This window comes from Paenibacillus terrigena DSM 21567 (assembly GCF_000374845.1).
GTDB lineage: Bacteria > Bacillota > Bacilli > Paenibacillales > Paenibacillaceae > Paenibacillus_K > Paenibacillus_K terrigena.
Genome location: NZ_KB895423.1, coordinates 1 through 13,052, shown reverse-complemented (window position 1 = coordinate 13,052; position 13,052 = coordinate 1). Strand labels below are relative to the sequence as shown.

Genomic DNA, 13,052 nt, shown 5'->3' with positions numbered 1-13,052 from the left:
TATACTATCCATATTCTATAAAGGTAGGTGTAGTGTTCTCGTGACGTTCGATGCAGCAAACAAGCAAGGTGTCGACATTTACAATATAAAACATGGTTGTTATCGACAAAACATCAAACCAAGCGATTCAATTAAACTTGGGAACGTTGACGTGAAGGTTTCAATCGAAAGCACTGGGATGAGACAAAAATGAAAAATAGTGAAGAAATAAAGAGACAGTTTAGCAACAGGTGTTTCTTCTAAGGTGAACCCGTAAACTCTTCTAATGAAATTCGATCTACAATATCGTATCCGTTCCCTCGCCCCTTTGGTTTCACGACAACGGTGCCTAAATACGGAATTTCACCCAACCCTATTCCTTGAGGAAATCCGTGTGCCACAATTACGGTATTCGTCCCAGATACCGGTACCTTCTCTAACTCAGCTGTCAGTTCTGTTAAAGTATTAGCCTGGTCAGCAGGCGATACGTGAGCACCTAGTTGATAAATTTTAATCCAGTACGGGCCAATTTGAATATTCTGTTTCCCAAAAGCCAGTTCTGCTGTTTCTCTTGTTCGACAAAAAGGACTTGCTGTAACTGGATAGTGAACGGGAATATGTAATCTTCGAAGAGCAGCCCCGAACGACACAGATTGTTTCCTGCCTTCCTCCGAAAGATTTCGTTGAGTTACGCAATCTCCGTATATGATATGCGGTTGGTCCACTCCTATTGTAGCTTCTCCATGTCTAACATAAAGGACATATCCACCATGGCGAAGTGAGTTCAGTATCGAAGGATCTATTGGATCGGTGTTTACTGTACTTGCTGACACCTCTACCATTTGTGTCTGGATCGTATACAAGAACAAAAATAACCATAAGCAACCAATCTTCTTCATATTGTGACTCCTCTTGATGGTATACCCTCTCCTATATTGTAGTGTGCACAGTACCTCCACGGATTAGGCATCTGTACAGTCAATTAGTTCTTTACCCACATATATATGCAGGATAGACGAATACCCCATTGATAAGGAGTGAAGTCAAATGGCATTTATGCCACCGCCGGGATCTCAAGGATCAACCGCACTGCCACAGTCTCCTCCCCCTACGTTCATCCCAGAAAAACCTGCTGTATCTTATATGGTCGACTGCTTATATCAATACACTTATGTCTGGCTAAATAATGGAGAGCGCTTTTGGTTTTACCCAACTCGCGTTGAGTATGGTGAAGTTTCAGGTTATCGATGGAATGGGGCATTCTGGATGTTTTATGGCATTGACCCAAGATTTGTTGACGCAGTATCCTGTTATCCAATTCCTACTCTATACTGATAAAAAAAGCCGGATTCCCATAGTGAACGGGGAAACCGGTTTTTTGTGAAGTTGACCTTTAATATACGTATTTCGCTTTTTACTTTCTTGTTGGACTTGTCATTAAGAAGCTAAATCTTTATCCATGAGGTCAGATGCGTTACCCGTTTTTTTCTGTGCTGCGTACTGAATAATAATACAGACTACAAGGATACCTAGTAAAATGGCAGAGGCGATCACAGTGCCATTCTCTAAACCTAGTCCACCTTTTTCATGCGGCTTAATCAAGTAATCACCAAATGTCGCTCCAAAAGGACGCGTCAATATGAATGCTAACCAGAATAGAACGACACGATTAATATTACTAAACCAATACGCTAAAAGAACTAATAAAATTAGACCACCTGTTATCATGGCTCCTTGTGCAATCGTAAGTCCTAATCCTTCTTCTAGGAAACTTCCTCCACCGGCTAATTTTCCAACGCCTTCAGCCTTATGCGATAAGAAATCTCCTGCCGCTGTACCTAGTGTATTAGACACTAAAATAGCAATCCAATAAAGTACCTCAACTCGTTTTGTAGCTATATGTTTGACGTTTAAGGATGGCTCCGTGAAATACCAAAATACAAAAATGATAATCAGTAAGCTGAGTAATATAGCAGAGCCTTTCATATACCCTAAACCTAATGAACGGTCCATATAGTCAGAAAAAGCTGTACCCGCTAGACTTGTTGCTGTAATGACAACCCAATAAACTACAGGTACATATTTCTTTACGAATAATTGAATGGTTAAAAAGACAACAAATACACCGATAAAAAATAAAAACGGTATCAAATAATTATCATCTGACCCAGGGATTGTAACTAAATCACTTCCAGTTTCCCCTAACGTTGTTGCAGCGATTTTCATAATCCAGAACAACAGTGTTAATTGAGGAATCTTGTTGATTTGGGATATCGATTGATCCATGATTAATCCTCCCTCTCAAATTTGTACGATGCGCACCGTGATAAGCCGACAACCTTCTATAAGCATAAGACTTGTACTCGGCACTGATCTGAGTATAGTAAGCCAAAATGAAAATTTGCTGTGAAATGCATTCTATCAGTTACCATTTTAATGGATATCGCATTTACTATAGTAACTTATAGGAAAGCGAGGTGATTGATATGGCTCGCTTGAGAAGAACAGATGTGGTAACGATTCAATTTAGACGAAACTTAGTAACTGGACGCAGAATTATTACAGTCATCCGTATAATCGGTAGTGCTAGACCGTGTAAACGATTCTTAGTGATCGGTCGTCGTGTGTTTTTTGCAGAACGTTGTCTTTTGACGCACGGATTCCGTCTTGTAATATCCGGACGAAATGTTCTGGTTTTTGAACGTAGAACCTAGTCTAACAAAAGAAGCGGAACCCTAAAGTGGGGTTACCGCTTCATCTTGTTTCTCGTCTTTAATCAAGGCTTGATTCATTCAAATTGGTGGCGATTTATATGTATTGATCATGTTACCGTATTTTCTCATCTAATATTAATATTACCCCTCTATACTGAAGGTATCCGAGTATATAGCTTGGGGATACATAGTCAACATACAACATCGTGAGGTGGAACGCTTGAAATTCGACGTAAAAATATTAAAAAAAATGCTATCTCTATCATTCGCATGTACGTTAATTGTTCTCTTGGTTAACGAATCAAGTGCACAAGCAGCAGCAGTAATTCCGGCGAATACCCATATGCCAACGATCGATCATATCGTGGTGGTCGTCGAAGAGAATCACTCTTATAACCAAATTGTGGGGAGTAAGAAAGCACCTTATTTTAACCAACTGATCAATAATGGGGCATTATTCACCAATTCGCATGGAAATACGCATCCGAGTCAACCAAATTATTTGGCACTTTTCTCGGGCTCAACCCAAGGGATCAAGGATGATCGGTGCGGAAAGTCTTTTTCAACCGGAAATTTAGCAAGTAAGCTGATTCAGAAGAAACTTACCTTCAAAGGGTACTCGGAAGATATGCCAAGAGCTGGATACACCGGTTGTTCTTCAGGTGGCTATGCGCGTAAGCATAATCCGTGGGTCCAATTTAAGAATGTTCCTGCGAGTTTGAATCAGCCTTTCACCGCATTTCCGACAGATTTTAGCAAGCTGCCAACGGTTTCTTTCGTCATCCCGAACCATCAGAATGATATGCACGACGGAACCATTCAACAAGCGGATCAGTGGTTAAAAGAAAACCTGAGCTCCTATGTCGCATGGGCTAAGACGCATCGGAGCCTCCTCATCGTGACGTGGGATGAGGATGATTTCTCCAAAGCTAACCGGATTCCGACGATATTTGTTGGACCTATGGTTAAATCTGGTAAGTATTCGGAATCCATTAATCATTATCATGTGCTTCGAACAATCGAGGACATCTATCATGTATCAGCCTTGGGTGAAAGCGCAAAAGTGCATGCCATTTCAAGCGCGTGGAAAAAGTAACAAAGATGAGGTGGTTAAGGTCTCGGACTTTAATCACCTCATCTTATATTTTCTGGTTATGTCAATTAATAATCCCTTGCTTCGTAATTTCCACTTGTATCACTGGGGCAAATTTCACTTTTTGATAGTTGCTGCCCCATTCTTCTTTCTGTTGTTTCCAGACGCGTGGATGGAAAGCCATCAGTTGTCTGCCGATACCTAACCCGTCGCAGCGGGCTTTTTGCATGTGCTCAAGTGTTTTTTGAGCCAGATCAGTCATCTTTTTCGAAAGACGCTTGTTTAATTCTGCGACCACTTGTTTCTTTTCTAAGCGATCTTTCGGATACTCAATTACACTCACCTTTAATTTTAAATTCAGATGAACCGTAATTTGATTGCCCGATTGAACCTTTAATTTCATTTTTCGCTTTAACTTGTCTACATTAAAGGTCAGAAAGTCATACCTTCTTTGAGGGTTGTCCTCTGTAGTGCTCATTTCCCCAATACTGCTCATATTTTGGGTGAATCTCGCCTCTTTCCCCTTGCTGTTTTTCAATAATAAGTACATTGATGATTCTTCAGGACTCAGTGTGCCTGTTAACTTATTGTTATGAAACATGGCAATACGAGAAACATCTACACGAGCCCCTTGTTCCATCAGGTAAGGAAGAACAAAATCTTCCCCGGGGTCCAACATCACAGGGTAGATCTTTTCAAGTGTCACCTTGGGAACGGTTGTCGTCTCTTCTTTGCTCTTGATTAATTCATCAATTTCTTCTGCGATCAAGACATTCCCTACTTTCTTAAGGGAAAGTATATCTTCCGCTGTCCCTTGGGCCACTCCGATTCTAGCGTTTAAGGCACTCTTCGGATCACGGTAGAACACTTCGAGGACTGGATAAATATCTTGTTTGGCCAGTTCTTCTCCAATGAGAACAAATCGGTTTTTATAAGAACGAAGATGCCGTGATATCTGATCATCTGCATGTTCGCGGGCATCCATTGGTGTATCGCCCTCTGCAGATATAATATCGTTTTTAGGACTCTGTTGTTCGCCTGCTGGCACATCCTGAATGACAAAGGTGACTCGAAGCTTACCTTTCGGTGCGAAATCAAACCCCCCTCCATAGAGCAGACGAGCATCTTTTAATAGATCTTGATCCCAGCAACCAGCTATAAATAGGAGGAGAGACATAACCAAACATAAAAAGCAGATCCTTTTCATCTGACTTACGTCCCCCTTTTTCTCATAAAATACGCAAAACAAAGTAGGATTAAAGGAAGTCCAACCACAAATGTATAATGAGAAATCTTAATTGCTTGATCGTAGAAGTCAGTGACGGATGGTTCTTGCGCAATCATAGCCAGAATAAAGAGTATGCATATGGCATAAGGAACGGCCTTTTTATGTTCGCCACGGTGGAAGAAGTGACCCAACCCAACGGTTGCCATATATATCCAAGATACCATGGCGGTGCTAACGACAAAGATCCATACCGACAAAAAGATCAAGTCGATCCGTTGGATGATCTGAAAAGAAAAACCTTTCAGCATGTAGAGGAGAGGTTCTGAAACCGCCGGCATGACCGCCGGGCTGAAAATGACTAAACTGGTAAACACCTCAAAGGTGTAAAAAAGTGTAATCATCATATTACCTAAAGAAGCTGCCTTTAATTTGCCGCCGCTCTTCCCTTCAACGAAAGGATAAAGCACCAATATAGCTTCATACCCGACTAAAGGAAATAATGCCTCATTCGCAGATTTGATGATATTCCCCCATCCCGCTTCGGATATAGGAAAAATATAACTGAAGTTCGCATTGGCATAACCGCATAAGGATAATGCCACCATTACAATGATCGTTAATGAAGAGATAACGAACAGCCTGGCAATCACCCGAAGGTTTTCTTTAGCCAAGTACATACAAGTGAGAAGGGCGAGAATCAATAATGCCCATCTAGGCGTTGATAGCAGCACCCACCTTCCCACGACATCGGCAAACTTGGCTAGAACCGTTCCTGCGGAAAACAGAAAATAGCCAATATAAAGAAAGCAAAGTATATTCCCAAGAAGCTTCCCGGTAATCTTCGGCAAGAAACCGTATATCGTATCGGAAGGAAATCGTCTGCAAAGAGCCCATAGAATCAAAATAATAACTTGTACGGCCAATCCTGCGATGAGGACAGAAATCCACCCTCCTCCCTTAGCGCTTTCTTGCATTTTATGAGGAAGCGTTAAAATACCGACCCCGACTTGAGACTGTACGATAAAAAACATGAGCTGTCCTTGCGTAATTCTACTCTTTTCCGGGATCATCCTGTTTCCACCCTCTTGAATTTCTTTCTTGAACATACTTTTGGGGATGCGGATCATGAGGGCGTTGATTCAGACTCCAGATCGGAAAACGCACAAATGTATCCTTCATATCTTTCATTCGAAGAGGCATGACAGGTGCAAAATAGGCTGTACCACAGCACTCTAATTTACATAAGTGAATCAAGATGAATAACATGCCGAATGTAATCCCGATCAAACCAAACAAAGCAGCCAGGATCATGAGCGGAAAGCCCAGAAGGCGTGTTGCTATACTTATCTCATTAGATGGTGCGACAAAAGAGGAAATAGCCGTTAAGGCGACGACGATAACCATGGGATAGGATATCAATCCTGCACGTACGACTGATTCGCCAATGACCAAACCGCCAACAATACCGATGGTTTGACCTACCCGGCTCGGCAGACGAACCCCTGCTTCTCGCAGTACTTCTAAGGTAATCTGCATAATAAGAGCCTCCACGATAGGCGGAAACGGAACCCTGTCTATACTGCTCTTCACGGAAAAAATCAAATTTTCGGGAAGAATTTCAGGGTGGAAGCCAATAATCGCTATATATAAAGCAGGTATAAGTGATGCGATGATAAAGGACACCAAACGAATCAGACGAACAAACGATCCGGCAATCCACCTGCTATGATAATCGTCAGGGCTTTGATAAAAGGCAAAGAAAGTCACCGGTAAAATCAGCGCAGACGGGTCTCCATCTGCTAAAATAACGACACGCCCTTCCATGAGATGAGCTGCCGTCCGATCCGGTCTTTCTGTAAGTAAGATTTGCGGAAATATGGAAGAAGGGTTATCTTCCATCATTTCGGCAATGAATCCTGGAGAGAGTGTCATATCCAACGAAATGGAATTGATTCTTTGATCTACTTCTTTGATCAGATCCGGATTCGCCAGATTCTGCATATAGAGCAGAGCTAATTTTGTTTTGGTTGCCTTTCCGCTCTGATAATAACGAACGACCAGATTCGGATTCTCGACGCGCTTTCGAACCAGATAAAGATTCGTCATGAGGTGCTCTATAAAACCATCATGCGCGCCGCGAATAATCCCTTCGTTCGCTGGCTCCGAAATATTTCGTATATTCACTGCAGCTACATCGATAATAAAAACTTCTGTAGAACCTTCAAATAACAATACACAATTCCCTTGAATTAAGGCTTGTGGCACCTCGCTCAGATCCGAGTGTTTCGTGATCCCCACAGAAGTCACGACTTCATCCACGTTTCCTTGACTTTTTCCCTCTAAAGGCTTGATGATCTCTTGTTGAATTTTCTGTAGATCCGACAAGGATTCTAGGAAAACAATGAGACCCTTAGATTGATTAAAGCTAATGCTTCGCCACTTCAAGTCACTTGCATGAAAAAGCTGATTTTTAATATATTCCATATTTTGATCTAAAGAAGTATACACACTTATTTTCATTTGTGGTTTTTCTTCTGTCCGATTGTTCGAAAAGAATTTACTTAACACGTCCTTCATGTTATTCCACCCTGCCGAATTCCAATTTTAGTTATTTTAACCATTGAAACCGACATTATTCCAACGAACAACCTCGGTAATCTTCCGGGGAACGGTCGTTTGGTTTCTTATGGGAACTAATAAAATACTACGATTTGTCAAATATACATTAGTTATGTAACTATACCGTTGAGAAATTGCCGGAATATACTAGCATATTACATTTTGAATATTATTCTAGGTAAGAAAGGTGATCATTGATGGGAAAAAATGATATCTCCAAAAGATATCCAGCTTCTGATAGTGATTTTCCCCTAAATCCGGATGATGAATCCCCATCTCAACCAATTTCTAGTCAACCACTCTCAACCTTTGAACGAATAGGTGGAATGGATGGATTTATGACAATTGTGGGACAGCTCCAACAAGCGTATGGATTGTACAAGCAAATGGTTCCTACATTTCAATTGTTTAGCTCTTTCATGGGACCTAAAGCCATGGTAAAAAACGTGAAACACAAAAAAAATAGAATTAAACATCAACCAAGTGACTACAGGAATGCAAATCGTAAAATGAAAGGAAAAAGAACGCTGAATGCGCGCTAATTCTTGCACGTGAAAGACGGGATACCCTTTACTTGGTTCCCGTCTTTTTTTATAACTCCATTAGCTTTGCTTGAACCCGTTCTATAGACCAGCCATTTCAATACATAACATGACCTCTTTCTGAGCAAACTTCATTTGATATTATTTATTTCCTGGATATCACAAATTTACCATTCCATCAGAAATCAAAGGAGTTACTTGCATGCTAAATGATCCTACACTAACTGCATTGAACGAAGAGGAACGAAATCAAACAGGGGCTGGACAACCCCAGGAAATCGCGCCGGCTTATGTTTTTTTGGTGATCATTAATGGCTAGACCCATTTTCGTTTTCATGGTTGTGATGATTCTGATCGCAGGCGGAATGAATCACCATCAGGCATATGCAGATCCTTCGTTGCCGATTGTCGCTGACCAAGGATTCTTTTCCATTGAAGTATATCCTCAACGGCACAAGCTGATCGTACGGGCGCAAGGGCAAATCATCAAAACATATACCGTAGCTGTCGGAAATCCATTAACGCCTTCGCCTGTTGGAGAATACCAGGTTATTTATAAAGGAAAGGACTGGGGCCCTTCTTTTGGACCCCGCTGGCTCGGAATAAACGTACCTTGGGGTATTTACGGCATTCATGGAACCAACAGGCCCTCCTCCATCGGACAGCATCTGAGTCACGGTTGTATTCGTATGCGCAACAACGATGTCATTGAATTATTTGAGATGGTCCCCGTTGGAACCAAAGTAACGATTTATGGGCATGTTCTGGGTGACAGTAATCATGATCCGAGGGTATTGGCAGAAGGAGACGTAGGTGGTGACGTACAACTGGTCCAATCTCGTCTAAAAAGTGCTGGATATTTTCGAGGTGTTTGTAATGGAAAGTTTCGCTCGGATACAACCATAGCCATAAAACAATTTCAGCGGGATCATAAATTATTCCAAGACGGGGTTATTTCGATGAAGGTTTACGAAGAACTTGGATTATTAGAGTAGCAAAACAAAAAAAAGTAGCCAAGTTCCCTTCTAGGAATTTGACTACTTTTTGTACATTTTAGACTGGATTTCTTATGACAGGCTCACCCAAAATTAAAGGACTGGCATCCGGAGTTCTTTGGGTCGATATTACCTCACTGACTGTATTAAGGATTAGCCCTTTTCGTTTAATTTCTTGAATCATTCCTTTTAATGCTCTGCTTGATGAATTCGTCGGGTGCATTAAAATTAAAGAACCTGATTCAACGTGTTTAGCTATTTTACTAATAATTGCATCAGGACTAGGGTGTCTCCAATCCACTGTATCGACCGTCCATAATATCGTTTTTAAATGTAAACCATCTGCAATTTTAACTGTTTCCTTCGAATAGTCTCCTGATGGGGGTGCAAATAACTTGTTGTTTATACCAAGTTGATTTCTTAACAAGTCCTCTGTCTTCTCAATTTCTTTTAATGCTTGCGCCTTACTGAGTTGACTCATATTCTTATGTGAATAAGCATGATTAGACAACTCGTGTCCCTTTCCAGCGATTATTTTTGCCGTATCAATATGCTTACTCAACCATGAGCCATCAAAGAAAAAGGTAGCACGAACTTGTTCTTTTTCTAATATGTCTAATATGTTGGGAATGAACTCATCTCCCCATGCTACATTTATCATTAATGAAGCCATCCGTTTCTTAGGATTCCCGCGATAAATCGGATTTGGCCCCAAATCATGAAGATTGATCGCCGGGACGACTTCTCTGTATACGTACCGTATAGGTGCATTGGAATGATGTTGGGCTAAGTCATAGGTCTTCTCTACATCGACTTCAAGTCCGTTATAACCGGGAATCGCGTACCATACATGATCCAATCGTGCGTTTATAGGAGGAATAAATCGTTTTGGGGCTTCCTCTCTAATTTGGGTTAATAATTCAGTCCTTGGTTTAGGTTCTGGCTTGATTTTAGCTATCGATGCTTGCACAGCAATGGGTAAGCATGCGAGAACAATCGTGACAATCATCATTAGTAATAAAAGCTTTTTCTTAATTTTCATAATATCCTCCACTCCGTATCAGTTACGACAACTAGTATTTGTCTGTTTTAGGTGGATAATTCGGTGGAGAATGAAGAACCGCAATTTAAAGGGTTTTAATTGTAGATAAATGAATCTCGATTCGCAAACGAATCGAGATTTTTTAAGTTGAGTGATAAGCATGAGGTTGAAGAGATGGAGATTAGGTCTGAATGAAAAGCCCATCCCCCGCCAACCACTCGGCTATTAGAACATCTTCGTATTTTGAAACACGTTGTGATAAAAGCTGCTCCTTTAACCATAATTCATTAAAACCTAAGTCTTTGACCTCATCCCACAATACTTCACCATCACGAATAAGAGTTACAGGGACATTAACCGATTTACCGGTAAGATTGAAATCCTCCAATGTTGTTTTTTGATATTTCGCTTTCTTAAGTATGCTGATCGAAACATTCGGTTCTAAATAGCAATATGCGACCTCCCTAATCGAGAAGGTTTCGCTCTGCCGAAGCAAGCTTTGTAATTGATTTAAATTCATCCGATTTTTTTTCATCTCATGCCGATCCAATATCCCATCTTTAATGAGAACAGCTGGTTTACTTTCAACCAAACCACGAAACCATAAAGATTTCTGCCCAATATATTCAACAATGAGGAGTAAAAATCCCCACAAGAACATGGAATAGATAATTTCCATAACCCCAACTCTAGGTTCATATAATGCATTCCCCAGTATTTCTCCAATTACGATGGCCGTGATAAAAGTGAAAGGAGTAACTTGGGTAATGATCTTTCGACCGACGATCTTAACAATAATAAAAAGAAGAAAAAAACCTAACACAAGTTCGTACGTTAAATGAAGGAATTTCATCCTGCTAATATCTCCAATCTAATCCAATTAGGTATCCGCATTATCTATTCCCAGGAAAGTGATCATTTATAATACATTAACTTGCACTATTTACTCATATTAAGATATTCTTTAATACCTTCGATAATGGATGCGGCCACGCGATATTGATAATCATCCTTCCACATTTTTTGCTCTTCATTTGGATTTGTTAAATAACCTACCTCCAACAAAACTGCAGGCATCTCTGTTTCTTTCACAACGAAAAAGGCTTCCTTTTTCACACCCCGATCCTTTGATCCGGTCGCTTGCAATAGATTTTTATGCATAATCGTCGCAAAAGGAAGGGATTCCTCTCGATAATAGAATGTTTCTGTTCCGAAAATACTCGGGTCTGTATACGTGTTTCCATGAATCGATATAAATAAATCCGCGCCAAGATGATTAGCAAATTTAGGTCTTTCTCTATCAATCGAAGAAATCGTGCGATCATCGGTTCTTGTCAAATATATCTGTAACTGTGTTTCTTTCTCTGCAAGTTCTTTCACCTTTCGTGCTAGCTGCAACGTAAAGTCTTTTTCATATTGACCGCTAGTACCTTTCGCCCCGGGATCTTGTCCCCCATGTCCAGGATCAATCACGATTTTGAAACCTGGTTTGGTCGTATTTTCATTCTTGCTACTTAAACTATCATCAGCATTGCTAATATAGTTAGTCCCCATAACATAAGTTATATAGATTATAAAGAATAATACTCCTAACAATATGGTATTCCTTTTCTTTCTCATCAACAGTTCCTCTCTTCTATCTCTTTCATCTACAGTCGATCATCCTTCAGAAAATTCATTTGGATATGCTCAGACTCATCATATACAGCGAATTTGTACCCTTCCTGCTTATAAAAGTTGATTATGTCCGGAAGCGCCTCTAATGTTTGAGGTTTCTCATGCATGAGTACGACTTCTAGATTCGATTTTGTGCCTCTCTTGATGTTTTCGACAATTTCATTAGGCTGATCCTTAAGCCTCCAATCATTTGAATCAATCGTCCAATCCCATAATTTGATCCCAGCTTCTGCGATTTGATCTCGGATTTGTTTACCAGCTAAGCCTGGTACCGATCCATACGGTGGTCTTACCAAATGAGGTTTTTCACCTGTAATGTCATGGATAAGAGACAGTGTTTCATGCATTTCAGGGACAAATTGTTTTTCTTGATATAGTTTTTTATATTGATGCGTCATGCTGTGCGCCCCAACATAATGTCCTTCTTGTACCGCTCGTCTCACATCACTTTGGAATTGCGTACGCTTCAATTGACTTCCTTGCATAAAAAAAGTTGCCTTGATGTCATGCTCTTTCAATAAGTCTAGAAATTCAGTTGTTAATTTACTTGGACCGTCGTCAAACGTTAAATAAACGACTTTCCCTTTTGTTTCCACATCACGATCTTCTTTTTTACTCGTATCCACGGGGGCTTTATTCGGTGGTTCGATTATCTCTTCAGATGAAAATGTCGTTCTAGATTGAGATATCCAGAAAAAAGCTGTAGCCAAAACGATTAGAATAGTTGAAACCAGAATGATGAATCTCTTTCTTTTCGACCTCATCGATCTTGTTTCATGTCGAAGATCAAAGTTACTTCGTGGTGTCATAATGCAATCCATCTCCTCTCACAAAAGATAGATTACTAGATAGAAATAAAGATAAGATTCAGATGCCATTAATATAAAATAAAGAAATTAATCAGAGAATTTTGATCCTGTTCCTGCAGTCGTCCTTACATGCAGAAACAAAACAAATACCGCCCAGAAGTGGTCTTACCCCCGTCAAGTAGACAGTGAAAAAAAGTCAGATTATGCAACGGCCGTTTCCCGGTACTCAACCGGGGGACGGTTATTTAGTTTTTTCTGAAATCTGTTGTGGTTGTAAAACTCTATGTATTCTTCAATCGCTGTGTAAAGCGAGTCAGCTGTTTTGGGGCGAGTAAGATAGATCTTTTCTGTCTT

The 13,052-nt window shown here is 40.4% G+C and carries 13 protein-coding genes; 3 read left to right on the top strand and 10 right to left on the bottom strand.

The window, feature by feature from the left end; genetic code table 11:
* Window positions 1-239: 239 nt before the first annotated feature.
* Window positions 240-878 (bottom strand): histidine phosphatase family protein, encoded by a 639-nt coding sequence (locus C558_RS0124625; protein ID WP_018758968.1) that lies wholly within the window; start codon window positions 876-878, stop codon window positions 240-242.
* Between the two features lie 538 nt (window positions 879-1,416).
* Window positions 1,417-2,265, bottom strand: coding sequence for a COG4705 family protein (locus tag C558_RS0124615; protein WP_018758966.1), 849 nt, complete (start codon window positions 2,263-2,265; stop codon window positions 1,417-1,419).
* A gap of 648 nt (window positions 2,266-2,913) precedes the next feature.
* On the opposite strand from C558_RS0124615, the gene C558_RS0124610 reads away from it, so the two are divergent.
* Complete coding sequence (locus tag C558_RS0124610) at window positions 2,914-3,789, top strand: alkaline phosphatase family protein (protein ID WP_018758965.1); 876 nt, start codon at window positions 2,914-2,916, stop codon at window positions 3,787-3,789.
* 61 nt (window positions 3,790-3,850) lie between these two features.
* On the opposite strand, the gene C558_RS0124605 is transcribed toward C558_RS0124610, so the two are convergent.
* Genes C558_RS0124605 through C558_RS0124595 form a run of 3 tightly spaced genes read right to left on the bottom strand, consistent with a single transcriptional unit; the run spans window position 3,851 to window position 7,591 of the window.
* Window positions 3,851-4,993 (bottom strand): Ger(x)C family spore germination protein, encoded by a 1,143-nt coding sequence (locus tag C558_RS0124605; protein ID WP_018758964.1) that lies wholly within the window; start codon window positions 4,991-4,993, stop codon window positions 3,851-3,853.
* A 5-nt stretch (window positions 4,994-4,998) separates the two neighbouring features.
* Complete coding sequence (locus C558_RS0124600; RefSeq protein WP_018758963.1) at window positions 4,999-6,084, bottom strand: GerAB/ArcD/ProY family transporter; 1,086 nt, start codon at window positions 6,082-6,084, stop codon at window positions 4,999-5,001.
* Window positions 6,065-7,591, bottom strand: a complete 1,527-nt coding sequence (locus C558_RS0124595) for a spore germination protein (protein WP_018758962.1) — start codon at window positions 7,589-7,591, stop codon at window positions 6,065-6,067. Before C558_RS0124595 ends, C558_RS0124600 begins: the two co-directional genes overlap by 20 nt.
* A 239-nt stretch (window positions 7,592-7,830) precedes the next feature.
* On the opposite strand from C558_RS0124595, the gene C558_RS0124590 reads away from it, so the two are divergent.
* The gene (locus C558_RS0124590) at window positions 7,831-8,175 is read left to right on the top strand and encodes a hypothetical protein (RefSeq protein WP_018758961.1); all 345 of its coding nucleotides are present in this window, start codon (window positions 7,831-7,833) and stop codon (window positions 8,173-8,175) included.
* A gap of 335 nt (window positions 8,176-8,510) precedes the next feature.
* On the top strand, window positions 8,511-9,170 hold the full coding sequence (locus C558_RS0124580; RefSeq protein ID WP_051106923.1) for a L,D-transpeptidase family protein: 660 nt from the start codon (window positions 8,511-8,513) through the stop codon (window positions 9,168-9,170).
* 58 nt (window positions 9,171-9,228) lie between these two features.
* Here C558_RS0124580 and C558_RS31800 read toward each other — a convergent pair whose 3' ends face one another.
* The 5 genes from C558_RS31800 to C558_RS33340 all read right to left on the bottom strand — a co-directional run.
* A complete protein-coding gene (locus C558_RS31800; protein ID WP_018758958.1) occupies window positions 9,229-10,212 on the bottom strand; it encodes a polysaccharide deacetylase family protein in 984 nt (327 codons plus the stop codon).
* Between the two features lie 181 nt (window positions 10,213-10,393).
* Window positions 10,394-11,065 (bottom strand): DUF421 domain-containing protein, encoded by a 672-nt coding sequence (locus C558_RS0124570; protein ID WP_018758957.1) that lies wholly within the window; start codon window positions 11,063-11,065, stop codon window positions 10,394-10,396.
* 86 nt (window positions 11,066-11,151) lie between these two features.
* Window positions 11,152-11,832, bottom strand: coding sequence for an N-acetylmuramoyl-L-alanine amidase family protein (locus tag C558_RS0124565; RefSeq protein ID WP_026264116.1), 681 nt, complete (start codon window positions 11,830-11,832; stop codon window positions 11,152-11,154).
* Between the two features lie 29 nt (window positions 11,833-11,861).
* Window positions 11,862-12,698, bottom strand: a complete 837-nt coding sequence (locus tag C558_RS0124560; RefSeq protein ID WP_018758955.1) for a polysaccharide deacetylase family protein — start codon at window positions 12,696-12,698, stop codon at window positions 11,862-11,864.
* Between the two features lie 201 nt (window positions 12,699-12,899).
* Window positions 12,900-13,052, bottom strand: a 153-nt coding sequence (locus tag C558_RS33340; RefSeq protein ID WP_018755727.1) for an IS3 family transposase, incomplete at its 5' end; no start/stop codon positions are given.

Coding starts and splice junctions, on each gene's coding strand:
- C558_RS0124625 (WP_018758968.1), bottom strand. CDS start 878: ATGAAGAAGATTGGTTGCTTATGGTTATTTTTGTTCTTGTATACGATC.
- C558_RS0124615 (WP_018758966.1), bottom strand. CDS start 2,265: ATGGATCAATCGATATCCCAAATCAACAAGATTCCTCAATTAACACTG.
- C558_RS0124605 (WP_018758964.1), bottom strand. CDS start 4,993: ATGAAAAGGATCTGCTTTTTATGTTTGGTTATGTCTCTCCTCCTATTT.
- C558_RS0124600 (WP_018758963.1), bottom strand. CDS start 6,084: ATGATCCCGGAAAAGAGTAGAATTACGCAAGGACAGCTCATGTTTTTT.
- C558_RS0124595 (WP_018758962.1), bottom strand. CDS start 7,591: ATGAAGGACGTGTTAAGTAAATTCTTTTCGAACAATCGGACAGAAGAA.
- C558_RS0124590 (WP_018758961.1), top strand. CDS start 7,831: ATGGGAAAAAATGATATCTCCAAAAGATATCCAGCTTCTGATAGTGAT.
- C558_RS0124580 (WP_051106923.1), top strand. CDS start 8,511: ATGGTTGTGATGATTCTGATCGCAGGCGGAATGAATCACCATCAGGCA.
- C558_RS31800 (WP_018758958.1), bottom strand. CDS start 10,212: ATGAAAATTAAGAAAAAGCTTTTATTACTAATGATGATTGTCACGATT.
- C558_RS0124570 (WP_018758957.1), bottom strand. CDS start 11,065: ATGAAATTCCTTCATTTAACGTACGAACTTGTGTTAGGTTTTTTTCTT.
- C558_RS0124565 (WP_026264116.1), bottom strand. CDS start 11,832: ATGAGAAAGAAAAGGAATACCATATTGTTAGGAGTATTATTCTTTATA.
- C558_RS0124560 (WP_018758955.1), bottom strand. CDS start 12,698: ATGACACCACGAAGTAACTTTGATCTTCGACATGAAACAAGATCGATG.